Origin of the sequence: Veillonella sp. (assembly GCF_018381775.1) — a bacterium.
Lineage (GTDB): Bacteria > Bacillota > Negativicutes > Veillonellales > Veillonellaceae > Veillonella.
In genome coordinates this window covers 1-24,994 of sequence record NZ_JAGZRH010000015.1, presented here as the reverse complement: position 1 = coordinate 24,994, position 24,994 = coordinate 1, and the positions used below count along the sequence as shown (strand labels likewise).

The window sequence follows — 24,994 nt, the reverse complement described above, 5'->3', positions numbered from 1 at the left end:
ATAGACACTGTATATAAGTTAGTATAGAGAGATTCAAGTGAATAGAAGAGGAATATATATGGATTTTGAAGAAAACCAAGTGCCAGAGGCAATTCTGGATAAGCTTACAAAGGTGTGTACCTGCCGTAGCATTACACGTAAAACGATTAAAGAAGCCATTTTGAATGGTGCTCATACATTTCCTGAAGTAAAAGAAGCAACTCGTGCCGGCACAGGCGCTTGCGGTGGCAAAGGCTGTGGCCCTCGCATCGTAAAGCTTTTAGCAGAAATGAAAGAGCAAGGTAAAATTTAAAACTAAGCAAAAGTTAAGTACAAGCAAAATTTAAGCACAAGCAAAATTTAAGCGTAAGTTTGACCTTAACCTTAACTTATATAAAGACTATTACTTGGAACCAATACGGTATATATTCGTAGGTTTTGGGTAATAGTCTTTTTTGCGCTACCGATGCACTCTATATATTAGCGTTGTTGGGGTTGTCTTTATTATTTGATATACTATACATAATACTTTTTAGAGATTTTGGAGGTATATATGTTTCGACGTATCGTAGCGGCTACGATGATTGGCGCATTAGCGCTTACAACGGGTTGCGGTTTACATAACCCATTTACTTCTAAGGCGGAGCCTGTAACCTATGAATCTGTGGCACAGAGCGAGCTTTCACCAGAGGAAAAGGTGGACAAATTAGTAGCTAATATGTCCGACGCGGACAAGGTAGGCCAATTGTTGATGATTGGCATCCATGGCAAGACCTTGAACGATGATGCTAAATTCATGCTCAATGAGTATCGCGTGGGCGGTATCATCTTGTTTGACCGCAATATGGAGTCCAAGGATCAAGTGAAATCGCTCATTACAGATATTAATAAAACTGGTAAAAGTGCGGGTTTAACACCATTGTTCATCGGCATCGACCAAGAAGGTGGTGCCGTAGCACGCATGGAGGATCAGCTCATCAAGGTTCCTCCTGCAGAAGAATTAGGTAAAGAACCTATTGAACAAGCGGTATCCTTGGCAAAACAGTCTGGTACGGAACTAAAGGACTTGGGATTCAACATTAACTTTGCTCCTGTAGCAGACTTGGGCTTAACCTATGGCCGTTCCTTTAGTACAAATCCTGATGATGTTGTACGGTATGCCAGCGCTGTAGGTAAGGCCTATGATGAAGCTGGTTTATGGTATTCCTATAAGCATTTCCCAGGCATTGGTAAAACAGATGTAGACTTACATGCGGATACCAGTGTTGTGCCAGTGTCTAAAGAGACCTTGTTGAATGAAGATACGAAGGTATTTGTAGATCTCATTAAGCAGTCTAAACCGAATACATATGCAATTATGGTGTCCCACGCGATGTATCCTCAAATCGATGCAGATCATCCATCTAGTCTTTCTAAAGCGATTATTACTGACTGGTTGCGCAAAGATATGGGCTATAACGGCGTTGTCGTAACAGACGATATGGACATGGGCGCTCTTGCAAAACACTACACCTTCGGCGATATGGCGGTTCAATCTATCTTGGCTGGTAGTGATATCTTGCTCGTGTGCCATGAGTACGAACACATGCAAGAGGCGTATAATGGTCTTATGAAAGCCGTAAAGGATGGTCGTATCTCTAAAGAACGCCTCGATGAATCTGTGAAACGGATCTTGCTTATGAAGATGAGCAAAATTTCTTAGGCGATTTGTTTTTGTTTGTAGAAGGGACTTATGTCTAAGCCGTTTAAGTCTTTAGATTCCCTATTACGCTTGATGAGAAAACGAAATATTACAATGATTATATAGTGTATACATAACACAGCTTCAAGGATTTTAATAAACCGATAGAGAATTACTTAGTATAGTTATTCTCTATCGGTTTATTTTTTATTCGTTAGGAGTGAATGTATATGGCTCGGAGAATTATGTTGAACGGTACGTCCTATTTTGGACAAGGGGCGATTCAGGAGATTGTGAACGAAATTAAGAATCGCCATTTTAAAAAGGTTCTTGTTACGTCTACACCTGATTTATTTGAGTTTAAGGTAGCTACAAAGGTAACAGACCTACTTGATGCGGCAGGTATTGCTTATGATGTCTATGACAATATTAAGCCGAATCCAACCATTGAAAATGTAACATCTGGTGTGGCTGCTTGTAAGGCGGCAGGTGCTGAAGCTATCGTTGCTGTAGGCGGTGGCAGTGCTATCGATACAAGTAAGGCTATTGCTACGATTATTACAAATCCTGAGTTCGGCGATGTACGCAGCCTTGAAGGTGTGGCGCCTACAAAACATCCTTGCTTGCCGATTATCGCTGTGTCTACCACATCTGGTACGGCTGCAGAGGTTACTATTAACTACGTTATTACAGATGTTGAAAAGAACCGTAAATTTGTATGTGTTGATCCTCATGATATTCCAATCGTAGCCATCGTGGACCCTGATATGTCCGCATCGATGCCAACTGGTCTTTGTGCGTCTACTGGTATGGATGCCCTCGTACATGCCGTAGAAGGTTACATTACAAAAGGTGCGTGGGAACTTACGGATATGCTTCATTTGAAAGCTATCGAAATCATCGGTCGTTCCTTGCGTAGCGCCGTAGCTGGTGACTTCGCAGGTCGTGAAGCTATGTCCCTTGGTCAATATATTGCAGGTATGGGCTTCTCCAACGTAGGTCTTGGCATCGTTCACTCCATGGCGCATCCATTGAGTGCTGTGTACGACATCCCTCATGGCAAGGCGTGTGCAATGCTTTTAACAGCAGTATTGAAATTCAATGCTCCTGCAACAGGCGAAAAATATCGTGAAATCGCTCGCGTTATGGGCGTTTCTGATGTAGACGAAATGGATCAAGAAACATATCGTCAAGCAGCTATTGATGTAATCCAAAAATTAGCTGACGATGTAGGCATTCCTAAATCCCTTAGCGAAGCAGGCGTAAAACGAGAAGACATTCCATTCCTCGCTGAATCTGCTTTTAACGATGCATGTACACCTGGTAATCCACGAGATGTGTCTTTGGAAGAAATTATTGGTATCTATGAATCTATATTCTGAAATATGTTGAAAGACTAAATAATTTATAGGTCTAAATGATGCGAAGCTCTAGCCCTGCGGCTTTTACATCTTTAGTGTCTTTACATATTTCAGATGCCTCCGAATATGTAAAGAAAATACATTTATACACTTGCTTAACAAAACTAGCCGTCTCATTGTAGAGGTGGCTAGTTTTGCATTTGTAGTGGTAGCTAGTTTTGCGTTTGTAGCGATGTCTTGTAATTAGATAACTGACGTTGTATGTAATCGTTTCTTGAAAATGATGGTTTACATAAGTATACTAAGGATATGAATACATAGTTTATGCACGAGTGTTTAAATTTGGCTAATGCTAAGGAGGAATAGTATGAGGTTATGGAAATTTAATAAGCGCAGTTCTACCTTAGCAGATATGTCCATGAATCGTATGTTGTTAACGGAGCTCATTGCAAAGGGCGCTCTTGTGGGTGTGATTGCAGGCTTTTGTGGTGCTACGTACCGTTATTTAATCCTTGAGTCAGAGCATATTCGATGGCATTTGATGGACGGCATTACCATGGAATGGGCCATAGGCTGGCTTGTAGTGATGGTTATCTTTGCCTTTATCGTCGACAGATTGCTTGCATGGGCCCCATTATCGGGGGGCTCTGGTATTCCTCAAATTGAAGGGGAAATGCTGGGCCTCTTTGATATGAAACCGTATCGGACGTTGGCTTCTAAGATGATTGGTGGCGTATTGACTGGTTTTGCAGGCTTTTCTGTAGGCCGTGAAGGGCCAGCCGTACAAATCGGCGGCTCTGCCGGTAAAATTGTATCCTATTGGATGAATTCAGGTCTGCGTGAGCAGCGCATCTTGACTTCTGCTGGCGCAGGGGCGGGCTTAACGGCTGCCTTTAGTGCACCTGTATCGGGGGCGATGTTCGTCTTTGAAGAGATCCATAAAAGTTTTTATCCTTACCTCGTTGTGCCAACCTTTGTGGCTACATTGATTTCTAACTATATTACAGTTAGTATCTTTGGCCTCGACCCAGCTCTTGGATTTTCGGTAACCTCAGGGGTTCCTATTGAGTACTTTCCTGTACTGCTTATGGTGGGCGTTATCATGGGGCTCTGTGGGGTGCTCTTCTGCCGCATGATCTTTGCGTTCAAGAAATTCTTTGAGTGGCTTAAATGCTCTCGGTTCTTGAAACTAGCTCTTACCTTTGTGACTGTGGCCGTCATCGGCTATGACTCGCAACTCCTCTTAGGTGGTGGCAATGATCTGGTAGGACAGCTAGCCTTTCAATCGCATGGCGTATTGCTCTTGGGTGGTATCGTACTAGGTAAGATTTTACTTACCACCTTCTGCTATGGCAGTGGCGCGCAAGGCGGCATATTCTTGCCCATGCTCGTCATAGGTGCCTCTGCAGGTGCTTTTTGTGAAAGCGTGCTTTCATCAATCGGTATTATCTCACCTGATTTTGTACCGCAATTCGTTATTTGTGCCATGGGTGGTATGTTAGCAGCTGCGATGAGAACTCCGATTTTGGCGATTTTACTCGTCCTTGAAATGACGAATAGCTTCTCTAATATTTACGCTATCGGTATTGTTACACTTGTGGCATACCTTGTAGCAGAGCTTTTAAAAGAGCCGCCAATTTACGATTCCTTATTGCAAGCCATGACCGGTCAAAGCCATTTAGAATCAGTGCAAACCTTCTTCCAAACGAAGGTGCCTGTAGTGGCAAACTATACAGAGGTGCAGTTACAAGACTTGGCATTGCCAGATGGCACATTAATCGTAAGTATTCGCCGAAATGGTACCTACATTGTACCTCTTGGGGATGTGAAACTTGAACCAGGTGACGAGCTACAAGTCTCTTGTGAACGAGGACGATTAAAAGCAGCAAAAGACTTTTTCCAATCGAATTAGTTATAGCAAAGAGATATTTCCAATCTAAGTAAAGGGAGACCTTATTATGCTGGATAACATTATAGTATTTTATATATTCTTTACCATAGTCGGCTTTTTAGCGGCTATGCTAGGCACCATCATCGGTGCCGGAGGGGGCCTTGTGTTCGTTCCTCTCTTCATGTATTGGTTTCCGGAGTGGTCCCCATCTATGATTGTAGGGACATCACTCTTTTCCGTTATGTGTAACGCCGTTTCTGGATCTATTGCGTATATTAAGCAGAAGAAGGTACATATCAGTGCGGCCATAGTCTTTAGTTTATCTACCTTACCAGGTGCTATTTTAGGGGCCCAAATGTCTGGTTGGTTTTCTGGACAAGGCTTTATGTTTGCCTTTGGGTGCTTTATGCTATGCGCTTCTGGTTTGATTGGATTTAAGAACTTCAAAAAAGGGGAGCGGAAGGAAGAAAGCCTTACCCTTGATCAGCTAACGTATAGCAAGCCTATTGGCATTAGCATTAGCTTTTTTGTAGGTTTTATCTCCAGTATCTTTGGTATTGGTGGTGGCCTTATTCATGTGCCGGCCTTAATTTATCTCATGGGGTTTCCTACCCATATGGCTACAGCTACAAGCCAATCCATCCTTGCTGTATCTACAATGATAGGCGTTATAACGCATTTATTGGAAAATCATATCGTATTTAGTATTGCTATCCCTACTAGTATTGGCGCTATCTTTGGTGCCCAAGCAGGCGCGCGAATTGCTAAACGGTTGAAAGCAAAATCTATCCTTGCCCTTATGAGCGTTGCAGTCTTTGCACTAGCTGTACGTCTTATTCTTAAATCTGGTATTTTGGGATAATATGTCTTCTCTAATCATCAATAGAAATTTGAATACTATACTTCTTATGTTCTCGCTAGTATGAACAGATAGATTTGATATGTTTACTATAAGCTCTCTAGTGGTTACTCGAAAGAGTTATATCATTAGAGGGCTTTTTATGTGAAAGTGAACAATTATTAGTAGGGGAATCTAAAAGGTATGATTAAAAGTCATACTTAAATATAAATGAGAACGAAAAAATTGAAATAAATGGAAATATACAGTTTTATGCATAATTTATGTAAACTATTTCCTATAGAATTATATACACGATAAATCAAGTTTTATGGGCAATTTAGCGTTCATTTATTATAGAGTTCTTTAATTACTAAGTAAACAAAATAGTTTTATTTTAATATGTGAAAAAATGAGTACATGATAATGCCATTGAGATGCACTTTCAAGTAAAGAAATAAAAAAGCGGTGCATATCGAGAATTATTAGAAGACATATAATTTATGCATAATTATAGTAGTGAGAATGAGAACGGCGTATACTAAATATAAGACAAATTCCTTAAGAGAGGATAGGAGGATATACAAGTGAGTACACTTATAAAAGATTATGAACGTTTTGCCAAGGAGGCAAAAGAGATTTGCAAAGATCGTGTCTATACTGATCATTTGCGTCGTTATGCATATGGTGTTGACGCGTCCTGTTATAGCTATTTACCAAAGGTTGTTGTAAAGGCTGAGGATGAACGTGAAGTAAGACGCCTTATTCGTTTGTGCCAACAATGTGGTACACCATTTACATTCCGTGCAGCTGGTTCTTCTTTGTCTGGGCAATGTTCCAGTGAAGACGTGCTTATCGTATGTAATGATGGCTTCAAAAAAATGGAAGTTATCGATGATGGCAAGGCTTTAAAATGCGAATGTGGTGTTATCGGTTCCGATGCGAATGATTTATTGAAACCTTATAACCGTAAAATCGGTCCAGATCCTGCTACACTTGCCACAGCATTAGTAGGCGGTATTTTGAACAATAACTCCTCTGGTATGTGCTGTGGTACGGCTCAAAACTCCTATAAAACAATCCGTTCCATCCGCGTTGTATTACTAGATGGTACTGTTCTCGATACATCCGACAAAAAATCTATTGAACAATTCCTTCGTGAAAAACCTCAAATGGTTGAAGATATCTTGCAATTGCGCAAAGAAATCTTGGCTGATGAAGAATTGACTCATTTGATTCATCATAAATACAAAATCAAAAATACTACAGGCTATGGCTTGAACTCCCTTGTTGATTTCGAAGATATTATCGATATCATCAATCACTTGTTCATCGGTTCTGAAGGTACATTGGGCTTCGTATCTGAAATCGTGTACAACACTGTTGAAGACGTACCTCATAAAGGTTGCGGTCTCATGTTCTTCAGCACATTGAACGATGCATCTCTTGCGGTTGTAGCCTTGGCTAATATGGGCCGTGAAAAGGTTGTTGCTGCAGAAATGATGGACTATCAATCCTTGAAAGCAGTTCAAACTCTTGAAAATGTACCTGACTTCGTTCGTGAAGTACCAGAAGGTACAAGTGCTATCTTGTTCCAAACTGAAAGCTATTCCAAAGATACTGTAGATGAAAATTTAGCTTTCATTAAAGAACAATTGAAAGATATCCCAACAGCAATCCCAAGCCTTTATTCTCAAGATCCTAAAGAATACGATTCCTGGTGGGCAATCCGTAAAGGTATCTTGCCTATCGTTGGTGGTCAACGTAGAAAAGGTACGACTGTTATTACCGAAGACGTTTGCTTCCAAATCGAAGACTTCACTAAAGGCATTGAAATGCTTACAGAATTATTCCACAAATACGATTTCGTTGATGGTGGTGTAATCTTCGGTCATGCATTGTCTGGTAACGTTCATTTTAACATTACACCTGACTTCAGCGACCCTAAAGATACTAAAAACTTCGGCGATTTGGTAAAAGAAATGTCCGAACGCGTATCTGGTTTCGGTGGTTCTTTGAAAGCTGAACATGGTACAGGCCGCATGGTAGCACCATTCGTTGAAATGGAATGGGGCAAAAAAGCGTACGAAATCAACCGTCGTATCAAAGCAATCTTTGACCCTGAACGCATCTTGAACCCAGATGTTATGATCACTGATGATCCAGATGTGTACAAGAAAAACCTTAAAGCTCAATGCGTTATCGACGATGCTTTCACAATCTGTATGGAATGCGGTTTCTGTGAAAAACATTGTCCAAGCCGTAATTTAACATTGACTCCACGTCAACGTATCGCATTGTTACGCGAAACTAAACGCCTTGAAAACGAAGGTAACTTCACATTGGCATCTGAACTTAGAAAAGGCTATGAATACTTCGGCGTAGACACTTGTGCTGCATGCTCCATGTGTAAAGGCCTTTGCCCACTCAGCATCGATACTGCTCAAATCGCATTGTCCATGCGCCGCATCGACCCACCTGCACCTGAATTGGCTAAGAAAATCTACGATAACTTCTCCACAACACTTCAAATGTGTCGTGCTGGCGTAAGTCTTGAAGGCATTGCAGGTTCCATCATTACTCAAAAAGCAATTTCTAAGATTACTGAAGGTTTGCATGGCGTAACAGGTGTTACACCATATGTTCCTAAAACAACTCCTAAAGCTAATCGCTATAAATTGAAAAACCGCATCAAACCAACTAACTTTGAAAAGGTTGTATACTTTAGTACATGTGCAAACCGCGCATTCAAACCAAACCAAGGTTATGACGATGATCGCAGCTTGCAACAAGTTGTTGAAAGCCTCTGCAACAAGGCTCATATCGATATTATCTATCCAAAACATATCGAAAACCTCTGCTGTGGCTTGAGCTTTGAAAACTACGATGACGTTCATGAACGTGCTGTTAAAGACTTGCACGATGCATTGATGAAAGCATCTCAAAATGGTAAATATCCAATCGTGATCGACCATAGTGCATGCTTCAACCATGCTTTCAAACACATGCCAGACTTAGAAATCAACGATATTTCTGAATTCTTGTGCAAATACGTAGTACCTCATCTCGACATTGAAAAATGCGATGAACGCGTTATCGTACACAAACAATGTAAGATTAAATCTTTGAATAAATCTCAATATATTGAAGACTTGGCGCGCCTCTGCACAGACCATGTATTCAATATCAAGTCTTTCGCATGCGATGGCTTTGCTGGTCAAAAAGGTTTCTTCACACCAGAACTTAACAAATCTGCTACAAAAGACCTTGCCGGTGAAATTGCTGAATACGGTGCAACACTAGGCGTAAGCTCCAGTTCCACATGTGAAATTGGTCTTGGTGAAAACGGTGGCATCCCATTCGTAGGCGTTGCATTCCTATTAGACCGTTGCTCTAAAGCAAAAAAATAAGATTTATAACATTACCTACCATATAACGAAAAAGGACGAGTTGCAGCTCGTCCTTTTTTGTATATAGTTTTGGTATAATTGTAATGGTAATTAAAAAACTATGTGCTAGTATTTAATGAATTATATGATAGTGCTATATAATGTAATGATAGTAAATAGTCGATTATGTAATTGTATTAAATGGCTAATATAGAGGTATTGTATGAAATATATTCTATTATGTATTTGTTTGCTTAGCTTATTAGGGTGTGGCACAGATACTAAGACTCAGCAAGACACTAAACCTACAACAACAGCTAACGAACAAGCTAAAACAGAGCAAGATGCTCGTGTTATGGCCGCTAAGCAAGCTCTATCCTCTGGTGATTATGCGAAAGCTATCGAGGAGGCAACAGCTTCTATTAAGGATAATCCAAATAATGTAGACGCTTATTCGGTTCGTGGCTTTGCTACGGCTTTAAATGGAGATACTACTAAAGGTTTAGCAGATACTAAAAAGGCTTACGATTTAGATCCAAATAATGTAGCTAATTACTACAATATGGCCATGGTGTACAAGTTGCAAGGACAATTAAATGAGTCTAAACAATGGTTTGAAAAGGTATTAGAAAAGGACCCTAGCAACACTTGGTCTGTGTATGGTATTGCTACCATCTATGCAGACCAAGGAGATGATACTAAGGCCCTTGATTGGCTTGAAAAAGCAATTAACATTGATCCATCTGTGAAAGCTGTAGCTGCTGAACAAGACCATTTTGAACGCTTTCACAATAATGCGCGATTTAAAACACTAGTAGGCTTATAGATATGGATGTAAAACGGATGATTCGCCTTGTTATAAAGGTGATGGGATTTATATATTGGTTTGTTTTTCTATACCTTGGTAGTCTAATGGTCGTAGACTGGTCAGGGTTTATGTCCCAACATGATATAGAAACACCGTTATTCCTTACATACTTAGTGTTGGTAGGTTGTTTTGTAACGCCGTATATTATGCTGTACTGGAAGAAGCTAAATCCTAATGCGAAAGCTCCATTTTGGGTGCGCCATCTCTCCGAATATATGGCGCGATTAGAAGATCGTCATAGTATATGGTTTGATGTATTATATGTACTAAAATTATTGCTCTATTTCGTAATAATTCTGTGGATGCTTTGTATCATTTTACTTACCTTAGCAGTTATTGCGTGGACAGTAGTCCTAATTTTGCTAAGTAATTGATGGTGTAAAGGCTTTACTCAATGGTGAAGCCCAGTAGCGCGTAATAAATTTACATTGTCTTTTCTACTAATGCTTCTTGTAAAAGCTGAGAAAAATTAATTCCTTTAGCTAGTGCTCTATCGTTAAGCCAAGCAGGAATGGTTAATGTTTTCTTTACAGACTTACTATTTTTAGCCAGATCTATATCTGTTTGTACTAATGTAGGATAGGTTGTATCCGTGCAAGGTAAGTTTCGAATAGATGTAGGGGTTGGTAAACTTTCCCCATCTTCTAAGGCTCCTAAAATATATAGCTCCATAGCTTCTTGAGCGTTGGTTACGAGCTCTGTTAGGGTTGAGCCAGTACTGCTAGTATATTCTAAGTCTGGAAACTCAGCCCAGAAACCATCAGCGTCATCATGGATTATAGCAGGGTATATAAATTTCATAGGTCCTCCTCATTTTAGTAGATCTTTATCTTTCATACGCTCTCCTTTTATGGTAACACGTGTACACGTATAAAACAATTGACAGGAGTTATATTTCTTATATTTCTAGTCTAACCGTATATAAAGGAAAATAGGGGTGACCATTGGTCACCCCTGACTCTATTAGTCACTTGACAAACTAGATGTATGATTTATACACATTAATTCTATTTATATAAATTATATTAGTATATAATTGAGATATATAAATTAGGTTGTATATTGATGAAAGGAGAGAATTCATCATGAAACCATTTGGTAAGCGGATTGCAATGGCTGTGGTGTGTGCGGCCATATTGACATCTCCCTTGTTGTTGAGCGGTTGTAGTATGTCAGAACTATGGCAAGGTAGTGAACAGAGTCGCAAGGAAATTGCGCAGCGGTCTGAACAGGATCAAGTTCAGTTGTTTAATCAATATGTGAAAGCTGTAAGCCGATTTAATCGCATGGCGGTAATGTTTGATTATGCGAATACTCCAACGATTAACGGGTTAAAAGCTGGGCAGCATTTAACTGTATTTAATACACCGAACTTTAAGCAATTGCAAAAAGAATTAGTAGAGGCTAAGCAAGCCGGTATTCCTTATGATGAAATGAAAGAGCCTTTAGATAAGCTACTTTCAAAATTGAACGAAATTACACCGGTAGCGGAAGAGCTCGATGCATACTATAAATCTAAAGGGTATACCACAGATAACTATGCTAAGGAGCAACAATTAGGTCCTAAATATGTTCAATTGTATGAACAATTTGTTCCTATTTATGCTGACTTTGATAATTTAATGCATAAGATTAACACGGACCGATTGCAACAACGGTTACAACAATTGCGCGATGCAGGTAAGAAAAATGCAGCTGCCGCACAAGAGGTTTCTTTGCGACTTACTGCAGTCCTAGAAAAGCTAGATAGTGAAAAAGAACCAGATGTAAATGCTATCAATCAAGAGTTACAAGCTATTGGCGATTTAGCGAATGGTATTTCTAGCCCTAAGTATGACTCTGTTAAGACCTCTGTAAACTCTACGATTGGTGCGATCCGTACCTATATGGGATCCAAACAAGATAACGATTATAAACATATGGTTGAGGCTTATAACCGTTATATTTCCAATATGAATACAACCAATATGAATGAATTGGATTAATACGTCTATATAAAAGAAAGCTGTATCAAATGAGAGTATCATTTGATACAGCTTTTTAGTTGATATAGGATATATCTTACTTTTTTAGGTTAATACGGGTTGTAATTCGATTGGATAGGGAGAATAGCACGAGAGCTACCCAGATACAGCCAAAAGCGATGAGTTGGGCTGTGCCAAAGCTTTCACCAAAATAGAAGATGGCCAAGAAAAAGCCCATGGTGGGAGATAGGTATTGTAAAAATCCTAGTACATTCAATGGCAAAAGTTTTGCGCCGTATGAGAAGAGGATGAGCGGAATTGATGTAGTGAGCCCTGCACCGATGAGGAGTAGGCCGGTGGATGTTATGTTCTCAAGAAAGACCCAGGAAGAGGTATCGATGGTTGCCAAATACCATAGTGCTATCGGTGTAACAAGCCACGCTTCCAAAGCAATACTCGAAAATGGATGGATGGTGAGGCGTTTCTTAACGGCTCCGTACAGGCTAAATGATACAGCTAGTGCGATGGAAACAATCGGTAAGGACCCTAGTTCATAGGTCATGATCGATACACCTAGTACGGCGATGGCCATGCTCAGCTTTTGGGACCATAGCAAGGTTTCCTTATAGATAACGATGCCGAGCAATACGTTGAGGAGAGGATTGATATAATATCCCAGGCTAGTATCGAGAACGTGTTGGTTGGTAACAGCCCAAATATAGGTAAACCAATTGACACTGATAAGAGCGGCTGCCAGTAATAATAGGCCGAACTGTGAAAGATGCGTGCGCAAGTGTTGAATATCGATGCGCAGTTGTTGGCGGCCCATAGCAAGGATGATGAAGATCATCCAAACACCAGACCAGATGATGCGGTGCGATAATACTGAAAAGGATGAAACTTGGTTAAGTAGTGCCCAATATAGGGGGAGCAAACCCCAGATTAAGCAGCACAGTAATGTGGTACTGAGCCCTTTTTTATTTATATCATTCATAATGCAACCTCCTCTTATTGATAGCATTATTATATCATGCTGATAGCTGATAGCTGATAGCTGATAGCTGATAGCTGATAGCTGATAGCTGATAGGGCGTAGATAGGGGTGAATTTGCGATTCAATGGTTAATCAAAATACATGCATGCGTTTAAGTTATTTTATATATGCGTTAGTTATAACTTGAAATTTGTTACTTATGATTAACTGTTATGTTCATTGACTTTGTGCATAATCTTACACTATATTGGACTTAGAACAACGAATATAGAGAATAGGTGTCGCAAGACTTAATAGAGAAATCGGTACAAGCCGATGCGGTCCCGCCACTGTAAGGTCGAGCCTGCTTTCATATATGTCACTGGAGAAATCTGGGAAGGCGAAAGCGAGGCGATGAGCCCGAGCCAGGAGAACTGCCTATTTGATAATCACCGTTATGTACCTACGAGGGATAGGAAGGGGATTGGGGTATGCTGGTTTCAGTGTTTTTTGGTGTACCTTTCAATAAGAAACCTTTACGTGTCACTTTTGGGTGGCACGTTTTTTGTTGCCCTTGAAAGTGGCTGTTAAGCATATATATCAGGCTTCATAGTTAATGAATTGATGGACACATATTTGAGGTTGATGTGATCTAAATATAGGAAAGCTCGTGTGACGTATATGTATAACAATTCGCAGGTACGGTGCGCTGTTTCTCGGTATGGTTTCGAGTTGAAAAGGAGGCACATATATGTCTGACAAAAAGACTTCAAAGGATGCTGAACGCGATCTATTAGCTCCTGTATCCTTTGATGAATTTGAGAAACCTACGTATGAACAATGGCAGGCTGAAGTTGAAAAGGCGTTAAAAGGTGGCGACTTCCACAAGAAGATGTTCACGAAAACCTATGAAGGTATCACGTTGCAGCCAATTTACACACCTGCACTGCATGCAGAAGCAATTCCAAAGGGCGTATACCCTGGGGCAGGTGAGTTCCTACGTGGTACTAAGGCAAGTGGTTATATTAAAGACTCTTGGGGTGTATCCCAATATGTAGATGATTCTTTGCCTAAGGATGCCAATCATGCAAGTTTATACGAGATTGTAAAAGGTGGCACCATTCACAACATCCGCCTAGATGAAGCAACACGCCATGATCAAGATGTGCAAGTAGGCGCATCTGTTGGCGTTGGTGGTACATCTGTATCCACTATGGATGACTGCAAACAATTGATTGATCGCTTCAATTTGAAGGAAAATCCTTTGTACATTGAAACAGGTGCTTCTGCAGCCATCTTGCTTGGCATGTTAGCGGCTACTGTGAAAGGCGCTAAAAAACAAACATCTGATTTGAAAGGTCTCGTTGGTGCAGACCCTATCGGTGTTTGGGTGAAAGATGGTGCTTTGCACATTTCCTTAGATACAGCCTTTGATGAAATGGCACATACTGTTGTGTGGGCTAAAGAACAAGCTCCAGAGCTTAAAACAGTACTCGTATCTGGCGATGTATACGCTAATGGCGGCGCTAACGATGTACAAGAGGTTGCCTATGCATTGGCAACAGCTGTTTGCTACGTGCGTCAATTAGCACAACGGAACATCGATATTCACACCATCGCGAAGAGCATGATGTTCACATTCTCCTTAGGGGCTAATTTCTTTATGGAAATTGCTAAATTGCGTGCCTTGCGCGTACTTTGGGCGCGTATCATGGAAGCGTTCGGTGCTGAAGAAGCGGACCGCGCTGTTCATGTACACGGCAGAACATCGGCTTTCACAAAAACTGTATACGACCCATATGTAAACTTGTTGCGCAATACAACACAAGCATTCTCTGGTGTTGTAGGCGGTTTGAACAGCCTTGAAGTATCTCCATTTGACCAACCAATTCGCAAAGCGGACGATTTCTCTCGCCGTATTGCTCGCAACATCCAAGTTATGTTGCAAACTGAATTCGAGTTGCGTCAACCTGTGGATCCTGTAGGTGGTTCTTGGTACGTGGAAACATTGGCTGCTGAACTATGTGAAAAAATCTGGGCTGAGTTCCAAACTATTGAGTCTAAAGGCGGCATTATTGCAGCATTGAAAGAAGGCTATCCTCAAGCTCAAGTAAAAGCCATCCTCGATGAACGATTTAAGAACCTTGCATTCCGTAAGGATGTTGCAGTTGGTAACAATATGTATGCGAATATGACAGAAGAGTTACTTGATCCTAAACCAGAAAATCAAGAAACATTGTGTCAAAAACGAGCTGCTCAAATTGATGAGTACTTGGCAGGTGCAGAGGCTGATGCAGTTGTGAAAGCACAGGCTACTCTAGAAGCAAGTACAACAGAACCAGGTGCGTTGATTGGTCTTATTGAGCTTGGGGCATTACAAAAATTGACAATCCGCCAAATCCGTAAGGCTTTAGATGCAGGCGATATTTCTTCTGAAACCATCGAACCAATTATTGCACATCGCTGGACTGAACAATTCGAAGCCCTCCGTATGCGCACGGAATCGTATAAACAACGTACGAAAGACAATGTGAAGGTGTTCTTGGCTAATATAGGCCCAATTCCTCAACATAAACCTCGTGCGGACTTCTCCACAGGCTTCTTCGAAGTAGGTGCTTTTGAAGTGATTAAAAATGACGGACATGAAACTACGGCTGATGCTGCGAAGGCTGCTCGTGAAAGTGGTGCCGATGTTGTGGTTATCTGTTCCACAGATGATACATATCCAGAATTAGTACCGCCATTAGCGAAAGAGTTGAAAGAAACTATGCCGAATGTAACAGTTATTTTGGCAGGGGCGCCTCCTAAGGACCTTGAGCCTGTATACCGTGAAGCTGGCGTAGACGACTTCATTTCCGTTCGTGCAAATTGCTACGAAATCTTACATACGTTACAAGATAAGAAAGGGATGTGAGCTCATGTTTAAAAATCCAGACTTCTCCTCTCTTGGCTTGGGATCTCAGTCGCCGACATCTCGCGATGCATGGCTTGCTGAACTTCAAAAAGAAACAGGAAAAAGCTTTGAAGATTTATATAATACAACAATGGAGCAAATCCAACTAAAACCTCTCTACACAGAGATGGATTATGAAGGGATGACACACCTTGACTATATGGCTGGTGTACCTCCATTCTTGCGTGGACCTTATTCCACAATGTACGTAACTCGTCCTTGGACAGTACGTCAGTACGCTGGTTTCTCCACAGCAGAAGAATCCAATGCGTTTTACCGTCGTAACTTGGCAGCGGGCCAAAAAGGTTTATCTATCGCCTTTGACCTTGCCACACACCGTGGTTACGACTCCGACCATCCTCGCGTAGTAGGTGACGTTGGTAAAGCGGGTGTCGCGGTAGATTCCATCCTCGATATGGAAATTCTATTCTCCGGTATCCCTCTCGACCAAATGTCCGTATCCATGACAATGAACGGCGCCGTATTGCCTGTCATGGCGTTCTATATCCTAGCTGGTGAAGAACAAGGCGTTGATAAAAAGGTTATGGCTGGTACAATCCAAAATGATATCTTGAAAGAATTCATGGTACGTAATACCTATATTTACCCTCCAGCTACGTCCATGCGCATCATCGGCGATATCTTTGCTTACACTTCACAGTACATGCCTAAATTCAACAGTATCTCCATTTCTGGCTACCATATGCAAGAAGCAGGCGCTACTGCAGATATCGAATTAGGTTACACCTTGGCCGATGGTCTTGAATACATCCGTACAGGTGTAAATGCAGGCCTTCATGTAGATAAATTCGCTCCACGTTTGTCCTTCTTCTGGGCAATCGGTAAAAACTACTTCATGGAAGTAGCAAAAATGCGTGCAGCTCGTATGTTGTGGGCTAAGATTATTAAGAGCTTCGGTTCTGAAAATCCAAAATCCATGGCACTTCGTACACATAGTCAAACATCTGGTTGGTCCTTAACAGAACAAGATCCATTCAATAACGTGGCTCGTACATGTATGGAAGCAATGGGCGCTGCATTGGGCCATACCCAATCCCTACATACCAATGCGCTTGATGAAGCCATTGCATTGCCTACAGACTTCTCTGCTCGTATTGCCCGTAATACTCAGCTTTACATTCAAGATGAAACTAAGGTATGTAAGGTTATCGACCCATGGGGCGGTTCCTACTACGTAGAAGCCTTGACTGATGAATTAATCCGCCGTGCTTGGGGTCATATCCAAGAAATCGAATCCCTTGGCGGTATGGCGAAAGCAATTGACACAGGTCTTCCTAAGATGCGTATCGAAGAAGCAGCAGCTCGTCGCCAAGCTCGTATCGATTCTGGCCGTGAGGCGATCATCGGCATCAATAAATATCGTCTAGATAAAGAAGATCCATTGGATATCCTCGACGTAGATAACACGGCTGTACGAGAAGCGCAAATCCGTCGTCTCGAACAATTGCGTGCTAACCGTGATGAAGATAAGGTTCAATCCTGTCTCGAAGCGATTACCAATGCTACAGAATCTGGGGAAGGCAACTTGCTTGCCCTTGCACTTGAAGCTGCTCGTGCTCGTGCATCCTTGGGTGAAATTTCCTTTGCTGTTGAAAAGGTTTGTGGCCGTCATAAAGCGGTTATCCGCTCTATTTCTGGTGTATACTCTAGCGAATATGAAGATGACGATGTCATCAAAGAAGTACGTCAAATGGCGGATGACTTTGAAGAACTCGAAGGTCGTCGCCCTCGTATCATGATTGCGAAGATGGGCCAAGACGGTCATGACCGCGGTGCCAAAGTTATCGCTACATCCTTCGCGGATATGGGCTTTGACGTGGATATCGGACCTTTGTTCCAAACTCCAGAAGAAACAGCGCAAGATGCGGTGGATAATGACGTTCACATCGTCGGATTCAGTTCCCTTGCGGCAGGTCACAAAACATTGTTACCTCAACTTGTGGAAGAACTCAAAAAACGCGGTCGTGGAGATATATTGGTTGCCATTGGTGGCGTAATCCCTGCTCAGGACTATGAATTCCTACGCGAACATGGCGCAGTGGCTATCTTTGGCCCTGGTACAGTCTTGCCAGTAGCGGCTAAGAAATTACTAGAAACATTGACCAGCCACGTTCAAGAAGAAGAGTCTGATGACTGATAATAAACGGACTACTCCGGACGCATTGCATACGACTCAGGATGCCACCTTCACCACTGGTGAAGGTAAGGCTCCTGAATTAGGTGTAAAAAATGCAAATGCCGAGGGTAGCACCTACCGTCCCGATTGGGTGCCGGAAGATGCGAAAAAGGATGATACCTTCGCGTGTCATGTAATGAAAGGCGTCAAGGAAATGCACGATGGCCTCTTATCTAGCTCCGCGCATCTGGCTCCGTCGGTACGTCCCGTACAGCGGCGAAAGAAGTTAACTGTCGCTGATTATGTACGCGGTATCGAGCAGGGGGACCGCGTTATACTTTCACGGGCTATTACGTTAGTAGAAAGTAATAATAAGGAACACTTTAAATTAGCTCAACAAGTATTGCAAGCTATATTGCCTCGCACGGGCAAGGCGCTGCGCATCGGTATTACTGGTGTGCCTGGGGCTGGTAAAAGTACATTTATTGAAGCCTTTGGTAACATGCTCATTGAAGCAGGTTACAAGGTAGCCGTACTTGCTGTAGACCCTACGAGCCAAGTCACAAAGGGCAGTATTTTGGGCGATAAAACGCGGATGGAAACATTGACGAAACATCCTGACGCGTACATTCGTCCGTCGCCGGCAGGTGGTACACTAGGCGGTGTAGCTCGTAAAAGTAGAGAGACCATGCTACTTTGCGAGGCTGCTGGATACGATATTATTCTCGTCGAAACCGTAGGGGTTGGGCAAAGCGAAGTCACTGTGCGCTCCATGGTAGACTTCTTTATGCTCATCGTCTTAACTGGTGCAGGCGATGAATTGCAAGGCATCAAAAAAGGCGTTATGGAGCTGGCTGATGCTATTGTGGTTAACAAGGCTGATGGGGACAACCTCAAGCGTGCTCTCATCGCTCGTAGCGATTACGATCGGATGTTACATTACATCCGTCCAGCTACGGAAAAATGGAAAACACAAGCCTATACTTGTTCAGCTGTTACGAAGGATGGTCTCGACGAATTGTGGGATGTAATCCAAGAATTTGCTGAACAAGGTAAAGAAAATGGCGTCTTCTTAAAACGCCGTCAAGAACAATCCCTCCGTTGGGTACGTGATATGATTGACGAACACTTGCACAACCTATTCTTTAATAATGTAGTCATTCAAGGTCGTATGGGCGAAGTCGAAGCAGCTGTTTTAGACGGTGAAATGAGCGAATCTCAAGCCGTTGAAGAATTAATTGGGGTTTTTGACAAGTCTATTAAATGAGTAGATAGCTACATACCTATTTGATAAGATGGCATAACTTATCTATTAAGACACTCCGATTAGCTATCATACTGATTTAGACATATAAGATGTATCCAGAAAAGGCATAGTATAAACATTACTATTGGGTTTAGCCCAATGAAGATGTATACTATGCCTTTTTATGTGCCTGTGAAAGCATATTCATGAAACAAATTTCATAAAAAACACGGTTGATACTTTCATAAATATCATATATGATATATAATTTAATCATAGATTGTTACTTGTATGTGATTAAAAAGAGAGGGTCATTATGAAACCACTAGTAAAGAAAATGCTAACAGTAGTATTGTGCGCATCAACTCTAACAGCACCATTATTCTTGACAGGATGTAGTGTTTCTAAGGTTGCCAATAGCGTACAACAAGGTGTTCAAAAGAAATCACAAGATGACGTTAAAGTGTTTAACAACTACATTAAAGCCGTTGGCGATTTTAACAGTCATACAGTGCGCTTTGGCTATGCTATCGGCCCAGACATTCAAAAACTAAGAGAAGGTCAACATTTAACAAGCTTTATGGCACCACATTTTGATTCTTTACAAAAGAACTTACAAGCCGCTAAGGATGCTGGCGTGCCATATGATGATATGAAAGAACCTTTAGATAATGTATTGGCTGTATTAAAGGATATTGTACCAGTAGCCAGTGAATTGGATACGTACTACGAAACTAATTCATATCAAGCAGATAATTATGCTAAGGAACAACAATTAGGACCTAAATACGTTCAATTATATGATCAGTTCTATGCAGCGTATAATCAACTAGACGCAGTAATTCACAAACACAACACGGAAAACCAACAAGAACAGTTGAAAGAACTTAAAGAGTCTGGCAAGAAAAATGCAGCGGCAGCTCAAGAAGTTCATTTACGTTTAACTGCTTTATTGGATGGCTTTGAAGACGGTAAACAAATTGATGTAAATGCAGCTAACCAAGAGTTGCAAGGTATCATGGATGTATCCAGCAGCATTACTAGTCCGGACTATAACTCTGCTAAAAATCATTTAAATACAACTATTGGTAGAATTCGTACATTCTTAGGTGACCAAACAGCTGATCATTACAATGATATGATTGAATCCTACAATAGCTTTATTGGCAGTGTAAATCGCTTGGATATGAATAAACTTGATAAATAATATCTAATCGTATATACCATGTTATGTAATGTTAGGAGAGGAACATTTAAATGAGCAAGAAAATGTTATTACCCGTTGGTGTAGTTGTTCTAATTATAGGTATTGTTATCCTATTATTAAATCCAGATCCAGCTACAACGAATTTGGAAATTGCAAGAAACGCTACTAATGCACGAGAGGCAGCTAAAGCGATTTCTTCTAATAATCAAACCTATGCATGGATGTATTCCCTCGGTATGTTCTTTACTGGTTTTGGCGTGTCCTTAACAATCGGTGGCATACTTGTAAAATTTCTTAAAAAAGACTAATAAATCATACGAATGCAATAGTTATGCTATGATTAAATCATGACGGAATTTAGGCTCGGCAAAGGGAAAATAGTAGTAGAGTAGAAGCAGAATTAAAGAAAAATTAAAGGCTATACTAATATGTGTATCATCATTAGTATAGCCTTTTTCTGTCTCATACATATTTTTAGATGCCTTAAAACGTGATATAATTAAGGTTATTGGGGCCTAGAGGGTGAAGGCTTTTGGAGGTTAGTATGAGTAGCATAGCGCATTTATTTGTGGCTGGTGGATTTGTTATGTATCCGCTAGTAATTTTTTTGCTCTTTGCATTGATGATTGGCATTGAGCGTATCATTTTATATCGTAAGTTTACAAAGGACTTGAGCCGCTTTAATAAGGTATTAGAGAAGAATCAATCTTGGGTCATGTTACCAAGTGTTCTGGAACGCGACACAGAGGAGCTTGGCGCTTTATTTGCTCGCGCTATGCGCAGTGCAAAGAACTATAATGGTTTAGAAAACCGTTTGCAAGACGTAGTATCTTACGCCGATGAGCGTTTAAAACGCGGCCTTAGCTGGCTCAGCATGATCGTAACGATGGCACCGTTGTTAGGGCTGTTGGGTACAGTGCTGGGTATGATTCGCGCCTTTGCTGTTGTAGGTGGCGATATTGGTGCGCCTACCATCATTACAGGCGGTGTATCTGAAGCCTTAGTGGCAACGGCTACAGGCTTGACTGTAGCGATTATCGCTCTTGGCTTTCACAGTTACTGTGCGGCAAAGGTAAACGATTCTATTACTACATTAGAGCATGAGTGCGGCAACATCCTCGATGCGTACAACGAGGAACATGATATATGAGACGACGCACATTAGGGGTTAAAAAAGAACCGACCATCATGATTATCCCTATGATCGATATCGTATTCTTCTTATTGGTATTCTTCATGGTGGGCACGTTGTACATGAATACAGAGCAGCAAATTCCGCTTAATTTACCATCTGCGTCCACATCTACAGCAAAATCTATTGAACCTATTACAATTACGCTCACTACAACGCACACGTTATATATCGACAATCAGGAAATCTCTTCCGACCGATTGGCCGAAGAGGTACAATCCATCGTGAAACAAGCACCGCGACAAGCTTTTGTCATTCGCGCATCTAAAGATGTTTACTATAGCGAGGTTATCGCCCTATTGGACATGCTCAAGGTGAATGGCGCTAAATATATTAGCGTCGCTACGGAACGGAAGTGATTCTATGTTTGAATCGCATTATTTGAAACCCTTTATTGTGTCCTTGGGAATTACGACGATACTCATCTCTGGCATGGGCCTTTCTTTGCGAGGAATGGCAGGTACAGGTGCTGCCCATGATGCGGCGGAAATTAGCTTTAATTTGCCTGATGATGGTGAAAGTGACACCGGGGTTGAAGCTGTTGAAACTGAACCGAAAACAGCAGAAAAGCCTATGGAAAAACTACAGGATGTAACTCCAAAAGGAGCGACACCTAAGGTGAATTCTTTGGTGGATGAACGCAAGCAAGAAGATGAACGTGCTAAAGCGTTAAGTGAAAGTACAGCAGCATCTAGTGTGCGCCGAGAATGGACCGTTCCAAAGGCTATTGAATCGGAAACGAGTAGCAGTGAACAAGCGGTAGTTACGCATGGGGCTGATTCTAGAGATGGAAAATCCTCCAAGAATAGTAAAGCGCCTATCGGTAAAAATATAACATCGGATCCAAATGCAACTGGAGATGGATTGCCTGAATCTAGTGACTTATCTTTCTTATCTGATTTAGCATTGAGTCTATTGACACCAGGGCAACAAGCACTTTTACAAAAACCAGATATTAACCCTCATGACTATTTGCGGACTGTGCAAGAACAGGGGCGAGCATCTGTCGTAACAGGCAAGGTGGTAGTACGAGTTAACTTTGATGTTAACGGCAATGTCATCGTTGGCGAACATACGCCACTTATCGTGGACGATGTACCACCAGCTGTACGAGACGAAGCGCTGCGCATCATCAAAAGTAGTGGCTCCATCGTTAATCGACGGGGTGAACCTGTTTACTTAGCAGTTCCCGTTATTCTAGGACAATAAAGAGGCATATCTCATACAAATGTATGTAAGATATGCCTCTTTTGTTATGTTTCTATTAATTTTGTGTTATGTTTGTATTAGTCTTGATTAGAAAGCATTGTCTTAGTGGAGTTGAACACCGCAAGATATACGATGGCCCCACCGATGAATAATGTAGCCTGCATAGGTGCGCTAAATTGATCGACGCGCCATAATGCAAAGGCGTAGAAGAACATAGTTACTAGCATGATGAGGAATGCAATGATAACGACCACAAATTTGTTCTGGAGATCATGAAGATTGTAAACGTTCTTCAATTTCTTGCTTCAATTCAGGAGTCCAACTCGATTTTCTTCCTTTCTGCTTAGCCAGTTTCTCATAGTGTGTTTATGCTGCTTGTGCAGAGTAAGTGTCATTACAAGGCCTTAATTTTCTTGAAAGGGTTGATTTGTGAACGCCTAATTTTCTCGCTATTTGGATTGGTTTGAGGCATAATTCTAGGTAAGTCTCTATCTTAATTTGTTCAGTTATGGTAAGGTGGTGGTAGCTCATAGAATTTTCCTGTGTTTTGGTCAGTGTGGTTACTTACAGTTTACACGAGATTGGGCTCTATGAGTTTTTTGAGCATTATATTTTACAATTTATCACTAAGGATGTAAAATAAAGTCAAGGTTGAGGCTGATCTTCTTAATCAAAAAATATTTTTAGAGGTGAATAACGATGTCAACACTTAAAGAGCAAGCTATTAACTATCTTAACGCAGTATTTAACGAGAAAGATCTTGTAAAAGTTGAAACTTTTTGGAAAGATGATATGATCCAACACAACCCAAGTATGCCAAATGGTTTGGATGTCCTTCGTGGATTTATCACATCAGAAGACAATCAAATTTCTTATGAACCAGGTATTGCTATGGAAGAAGGTAATATCGTTGCAGTGCATGGTCGCTATTCAAACTGGTTTGGAAAAACAATGATTGCGGTAGATTATTTCCGTGTTGAAGATGGAAAATTTATTGAACATTGGGATGTCATGCAAGAAGAGGTTCCAGCTAGCGAAGCAGTGAATGGCAATGCCATGTTTCCAATTAAGTAATGAAAGGGAGTAAAAGCAGATGAAACGGGCACGTGAATTGGAAGCGATGGGTTTCCTACAAATCAGCTTAGCGGCTCGTGAACAAATCCCTGGACTGGTGGTTTTGCAATCTTAAACTAATTAAATAATAAACACAATTAAACTAAAAGGAGAATGATTATGACAAACACATTTCCACCTATCGGACACACATACAAAGCACAATTTGGCGACCTAGCTTATCATCTCAATTTTGATGTAGATGGTAAAACAATGACTTTTTCAAGCGTCGGTGATGCTGCACCTGTTGCTGAAGCGGTTGTGACTGTTACTTATACAGCAACAGAAGTTGCAGACAAGGTCTTCATGGTTACTTGGTCAGAGCCAGACGGTTCTACCGTTACTCACGTAGAAGATTTCAACCAAGACATTGTCTATACCAACATTACTCTACCAGACCATCAGTTCCTTAACTACAAAGGAACCTTTACAAAATTAAAATAATAGGATGAATACAATGACTACGCTCATCGCAACAGGCGTACCATATTCACCTATTGAACTTAACGGTGTAACATATGATATTGGCCAAGCTAACAATGCACTCATTTATCCAGGGGTAGGCCTTGGTGTATTAGCCGTCAATGCAACTCGCTTAAGTGATGCTATGATTTCCGCGGCAGCTCATTCCTTACAAGGTATTGTAGATACAACAAAACCAGGGCAGCTACGTTACCACCGGTAGGAAAACTAACACAATTCTCTCGTACAGTGGCTAAAGCTGTTGCTGAATGTGCCATCAAAGAAGGTCTAGCATCTGAACAAGATGTTGACGCTGCGATTGATGACATCTTATGGAAACCAGAATACAAAAAATAATCAATAACAGTTTATCAACAGATACATAAATAACAACAAGAGGCATACCTCACATACGCATGTATGTAAGATATGGGCTTATAGGACAAAAAGTGTGTGTAAAAACCCTTATAACACTAGATATTTACTAGTGTTATAAGGGTTTAATCTTTTTTTGGAGAAGTTTGAGGGTGG

At 41.2% G+C, this 24,994-nt stretch carries 23 protein-coding genes, 1 pseudogene and 1 riboswitch; of the genes and pseudogenes, 20 read left to right on the top strand and 4 right to left on the bottom strand.

What is annotated here, in order from left to right; all coding sequences use genetic code 11:
* The first annotated feature begins 58 nt into the window (after nucleotides 1–58).
* The 8 genes from KH109_RS08870 to KH109_RS08835 all read left to right on the top strand — a co-directional run bounded on the left by KH109_RS08870 (nucleotide 59) and on the right by KH109_RS08835 (nucleotide 10,381).
* Nucleotides 59–292, top strand: coding sequence for a (2Fe-2S)-binding protein (locus KH109_RS08870; RefSeq protein ID WP_024047871.1), 234 nt, complete (start codon nucleotides 59–61; stop codon nucleotides 290–292).
* Between the two features lie 240 nt (nucleotides 293–532).
* On the top strand, nucleotides 533–1,681 hold the full coding sequence (locus tag KH109_RS08865) for a glycoside hydrolase family 3 protein (RefSeq protein ID WP_156719857.1): 1,149 nt from the start codon (nucleotides 533–535) through the stop codon (nucleotides 1,679–1,681).
* A 209-nt stretch (nucleotides 1,682–1,890) separates the two neighbouring features.
* Nucleotides 1,891–3,042: a lactaldehyde reductase gene (fucO, locus tag KH109_RS08860; protein ID WP_295218803.1), complete on the top strand. Its 1,152-nt coding sequence runs from the start codon at nucleotides 1,891–1,893 to the stop codon at nucleotides 3,040–3,042.
* A gap of 346 nt (nucleotides 3,043–3,388) precedes the next feature.
* Nucleotides 3,389–4,933, top strand: coding sequence for a ClC family H(+)/Cl(-) exchange transporter (locus KH109_RS08855; RefSeq protein ID WP_295218800.1), 1,545 nt, complete (start codon nucleotides 3,389–3,391; stop codon nucleotides 4,931–4,933).
* Between the two features lie 46 nt (nucleotides 4,934–4,979).
* Nucleotides 4,980–5,774 carry a sulfite exporter TauE/SafE family protein gene (locus KH109_RS08850; protein WP_295218797.1) on the top strand — a complete coding sequence of 265 codons (795 nt, stop codon included), beginning with the start codon at nucleotides 4,980–4,982 and terminating at the stop codon, nucleotides 5,772–5,774.
* Nucleotides 5,775–6,337: 563 nt separating this feature from the next.
* Nucleotides 6,338–9,160: an FAD-binding and (Fe-S)-binding domain-containing protein gene (locus tag KH109_RS08845; RefSeq protein ID WP_178885860.1), complete on the top strand. Its 2,823-nt coding sequence runs from the start codon at nucleotides 6,338–6,340 to the stop codon at nucleotides 9,158–9,160.
* Nucleotides 9,161–9,362: 202 nt separating this feature from the next.
* Complete coding sequence (locus tag KH109_RS08840) at nucleotides 9,363–9,965, top strand: tetratricopeptide repeat protein (protein WP_295218793.1); 603 nt, start codon at nucleotides 9,363–9,365, stop codon at nucleotides 9,963–9,965.
* Between the two features lie 2 nt (nucleotides 9,966–9,967).
* Entirely contained in the window at nucleotides 9,968–10,381 is a 414-nt protein-coding gene (locus KH109_RS08835) for a hypothetical protein (RefSeq protein WP_295218791.1), read from the top strand.
* A gap of 49 nt (nucleotides 10,382–10,430) precedes the next feature.
* Here the strand turns inward: KH109_RS08835 and KH109_RS08830 are convergent, their stop codons facing one another.
* A complete protein-coding gene (locus tag KH109_RS08830) occupies nucleotides 10,431–10,808 on the bottom strand; it encodes a type II toxin-antitoxin system HicB family antitoxin (protein ID WP_005384984.1) in 378 nt (125 codons plus the stop codon).
* Nucleotides 10,809–11,092: 284 nt separating this feature from the next.
* Between KH109_RS08830 and KH109_RS08825 the strand changes: the two genes are divergently transcribed.
* Nucleotides 11,093–11,992: a DUF3829 domain-containing protein gene (locus KH109_RS08825; protein ID WP_295218787.1), complete on the top strand. Its 900-nt coding sequence runs from the start codon at nucleotides 11,093–11,095 to the stop codon at nucleotides 11,990–11,992.
* Nucleotides 11,993–12,068: 76 nt separating this feature from the next.
* On the opposite strand, the gene rarD is transcribed toward KH109_RS08825, so the two are convergent.
* Complete coding sequence (rarD, locus tag KH109_RS08820) at nucleotides 12,069–12,965, bottom strand: EamA family transporter RarD (RefSeq protein WP_295218784.1); 897 nt, start codon at nucleotides 12,963–12,965, stop codon at nucleotides 12,069–12,071.
* Nucleotides 12,966–13,224: 259 nt separating this feature from the next.
* A riboswitch (cobalamin riboswitch) is annotated at nucleotides 13,225–13,401 on the top strand.
* Nucleotides 13,402–13,695: 294 nt separating this feature from the next.
* On the opposite strand from rarD, the gene KH109_RS08815 reads away from it, so the two are divergent.
* From KH109_RS08815 to KH109_RS08780, 8 genes are all read left to right on the top strand, one after another.
* Nucleotides 13,696–15,858 (top strand): methylmalonyl-CoA mutase family protein, encoded by a 2,163-nt coding sequence (locus tag KH109_RS08815; RefSeq protein WP_295218778.1) that lies wholly within the window; start codon nucleotides 13,696–13,698, stop codon nucleotides 15,856–15,858.
* A gap of 4 nt (nucleotides 15,859–15,862) precedes the next feature.
* Complete coding sequence (gene scpA, locus KH109_RS08810) at nucleotides 15,863–18,055, top strand: methylmalonyl-CoA mutase (RefSeq protein ID WP_105089928.1); 2,193 nt, start codon at nucleotides 15,863–15,865, stop codon at nucleotides 18,053–18,055.
* A complete protein-coding gene (gene meaB / locus KH109_RS08805) occupies nucleotides 18,048–19,301 on the top strand; it encodes a methylmalonyl Co-A mutase-associated GTPase MeaB (protein ID WP_295218772.1) in 1,254 nt (417 codons plus the stop codon). The genes scpA and meaB overlap by 8 nt, the downstream gene beginning before the upstream one ends.
* 295 nt (nucleotides 19,302–19,596) lie before the next feature.
* Nucleotides 19,597–20,487: a DUF3829 domain-containing protein gene (locus KH109_RS08800; protein ID WP_295218769.1), complete on the top strand. Its 891-nt coding sequence runs from the start codon at nucleotides 19,597–19,599 to the stop codon at nucleotides 20,485–20,487.
* A gap of 50 nt (nucleotides 20,488–20,537) precedes the next feature.
* Nucleotides 20,538–20,795, top strand: coding sequence for a hypothetical protein (locus KH109_RS08795; RefSeq protein ID WP_005384999.1), 258 nt, complete (start codon nucleotides 20,538–20,540; stop codon nucleotides 20,793–20,795).
* Nucleotides 20,796–21,031: 236 nt separating this feature from the next.
* Nucleotides 21,032–21,637 carry a MotA/TolQ/ExbB proton channel family protein gene (locus tag KH109_RS08790; protein ID WP_295218765.1) on the top strand — a complete coding sequence of 202 codons (606 nt, stop codon included), beginning with the start codon at nucleotides 21,032–21,034 and terminating at the stop codon, nucleotides 21,635–21,637.
* Nucleotides 21,634–22,038 carry a biopolymer transporter ExbD gene (locus tag KH109_RS08785; protein ID WP_009352440.1) on the top strand — a complete coding sequence of 135 codons (405 nt, stop codon included), beginning with the start codon at nucleotides 21,634–21,636 and terminating at the stop codon, nucleotides 22,036–22,038. The genes KH109_RS08790 and KH109_RS08785 overlap by 4 nt, the downstream gene beginning before the upstream one ends.
* Nucleotides 22,039–22,042: 4 nt before the next feature.
* A complete protein-coding gene (locus tag KH109_RS08780; protein WP_295218760.1) occupies nucleotides 22,043–22,888 on the top strand; it encodes a hypothetical protein in 846 nt (281 codons plus the stop codon).
* Between the two features lie 77 nt (nucleotides 22,889–22,965).
* Here KH109_RS08780 and KH109_RS08775 read toward each other — a convergent pair.
* Both KH109_RS08775 and KH109_RS08770 read right to left on the bottom strand, forming a co-directional pair.
* Nucleotides 22,966–23,136, bottom strand: a pseudogene (locus tag KH109_RS08775) (CAAX protease); the annotation flags it as partial.
* Between the two features lie 118 nt (nucleotides 23,137–23,254).
* A complete protein-coding gene (locus KH109_RS08770) occupies nucleotides 23,255–23,419 on the bottom strand; it encodes a helix-turn-helix domain-containing protein (protein ID WP_295218757.1) in 165 nt (54 codons plus the stop codon).
* Between the two features lie 168 nt (nucleotides 23,420–23,587).
* On the opposite strand from KH109_RS08770, the gene KH109_RS08765 reads away from it, so the two are divergent.
* The 3 genes from KH109_RS08765 (at nucleotide 23,588) to KH109_RS08755 (ending at nucleotide 24,686) form a co-directional block, all read left to right on the top strand.
* A complete protein-coding gene (locus KH109_RS08765) occupies nucleotides 23,588–23,962 on the top strand; it encodes a nuclear transport factor 2 family protein (protein WP_143566983.1) in 375 nt (124 codons plus the stop codon).
* A 252-nt stretch (nucleotides 23,963–24,214) separates the two neighbouring features.
* Complete coding sequence (locus tag KH109_RS08760; RefSeq protein WP_295218750.1) at nucleotides 24,215–24,445, top strand: hypothetical protein; 231 nt, start codon at nucleotides 24,215–24,217, stop codon at nucleotides 24,443–24,445.
* Between the two features lie 13 nt (nucleotides 24,446–24,458).
* Nucleotides 24,459–24,686: a malic enzyme-like NAD(P)-binding protein gene (locus KH109_RS08755; RefSeq protein WP_295218747.1), complete on the top strand. Its 228-nt coding sequence runs from the start codon at nucleotides 24,459–24,461 to the stop codon at nucleotides 24,684–24,686.
* The last annotated feature ends 308 nt before the right edge of the window (nucleotides 24,687–24,994 follow it).

Excerpts from the sequence above, each read along its gene's own strand:
- KH109_RS08870 (WP_024047871.1), top strand. The coding sequence starts at position 59 with ATGGATTTTGAAGAAAACCAAGTGCCAGAGGCAATTCTGGATAAGCTT.
- KH109_RS08865 (WP_156719857.1), top strand. The coding sequence starts at position 533 with ATGTTTCGACGTATCGTAGCGGCTACGATGATTGGCGCATTAGCGCTT.
- fucO (WP_295218803.1), top strand. The coding sequence starts at position 1,891 with ATGGCTCGGAGAATTATGTTGAACGGTACGTCCTATTTTGGACAAGGG.
- KH109_RS08855 (WP_295218800.1), top strand. The coding sequence starts at position 3,389 with ATGAGGTTATGGAAATTTAATAAGCGCAGTTCTACCTTAGCAGATATG.
- KH109_RS08850 (WP_295218797.1), top strand. The coding sequence starts at position 4,980 with ATGCTGGATAACATTATAGTATTTTATATATTCTTTACCATAGTCGGC.
- KH109_RS08840 (WP_295218793.1), top strand. The coding sequence starts at position 9,363 with ATGAAATATATTCTATTATGTATTTGTTTGCTTAGCTTATTAGGGTGT.
- KH109_RS08835 (WP_295218791.1), top strand. The coding sequence starts at position 9,968 with ATGGATGTAAAACGGATGATTCGCCTTGTTATAAAGGTGATGGGATTT.
- KH109_RS08830 (WP_005384984.1), bottom strand. The coding sequence starts at position 10,808 with ATGAAATTTATATACCCTGCTATAATCCATGATGACGCTGATGGTTTC.
- KH109_RS08825 (WP_295218787.1), top strand. The coding sequence starts at position 11,093 with ATGAAACCATTTGGTAAGCGGATTGCAATGGCTGTGGTGTGTGCGGCC.
- rarD (WP_295218784.1), bottom strand. The coding sequence starts at position 12,965 with ATGAATGATATAAATAAAAAAGGGCTCAGTACCACATTACTGTGCTGC.
- KH109_RS08815 (WP_295218778.1), top strand. The coding sequence starts at position 13,696 with ATGTCTGACAAAAAGACTTCAAAGGATGCTGAACGCGATCTATTAGCT.
- scpA (WP_105089928.1), top strand. The coding sequence starts at position 15,863 with ATGTTTAAAAATCCAGACTTCTCCTCTCTTGGCTTGGGATCTCAGTCG.
- meaB (WP_295218772.1), top strand. The coding sequence starts at position 18,048 with ATGACTGATAATAAACGGACTACTCCGGACGCATTGCATACGACTCAG.
- KH109_RS08800 (WP_295218769.1), top strand. The coding sequence starts at position 19,597 with ATGAAACCACTAGTAAAGAAAATGCTAACAGTAGTATTGTGCGCATCA.
- KH109_RS08795 (WP_005384999.1), top strand. The coding sequence starts at position 20,538 with ATGAGCAAGAAAATGTTATTACCCGTTGGTGTAGTTGTTCTAATTATA.
- KH109_RS08790 (WP_295218765.1), top strand. The coding sequence starts at position 21,032 with ATGAGTAGCATAGCGCATTTATTTGTGGCTGGTGGATTTGTTATGTAT.
- KH109_RS08785 (WP_009352440.1), top strand. The coding sequence starts at position 21,634 with ATGAGACGACGCACATTAGGGGTTAAAAAAGAACCGACCATCATGATT.
- KH109_RS08780 (WP_295218760.1), top strand. The coding sequence starts at position 22,043 with ATGTTTGAATCGCATTATTTGAAACCCTTTATTGTGTCCTTGGGAATT.
- KH109_RS08770 (WP_295218757.1), bottom strand. The coding sequence starts at position 23,419 with ATGAGCTACCACCACCTTACCATAACTGAACAAATTAAGATAGAGACT.
- KH109_RS08765 (WP_143566983.1), top strand. The coding sequence starts at position 23,588 with ATGTCAACACTTAAAGAGCAAGCTATTAACTATCTTAACGCAGTATTT.
- KH109_RS08760 (WP_295218750.1), top strand. The coding sequence starts at position 24,215 with ATGACTTTTTCAAGCGTCGGTGATGCTGCACCTGTTGCTGAAGCGGTT.
- KH109_RS08755 (WP_295218747.1), top strand. The coding sequence starts at position 24,459 with ATGACTACGCTCATCGCAACAGGCGTACCATATTCACCTATTGAACTT.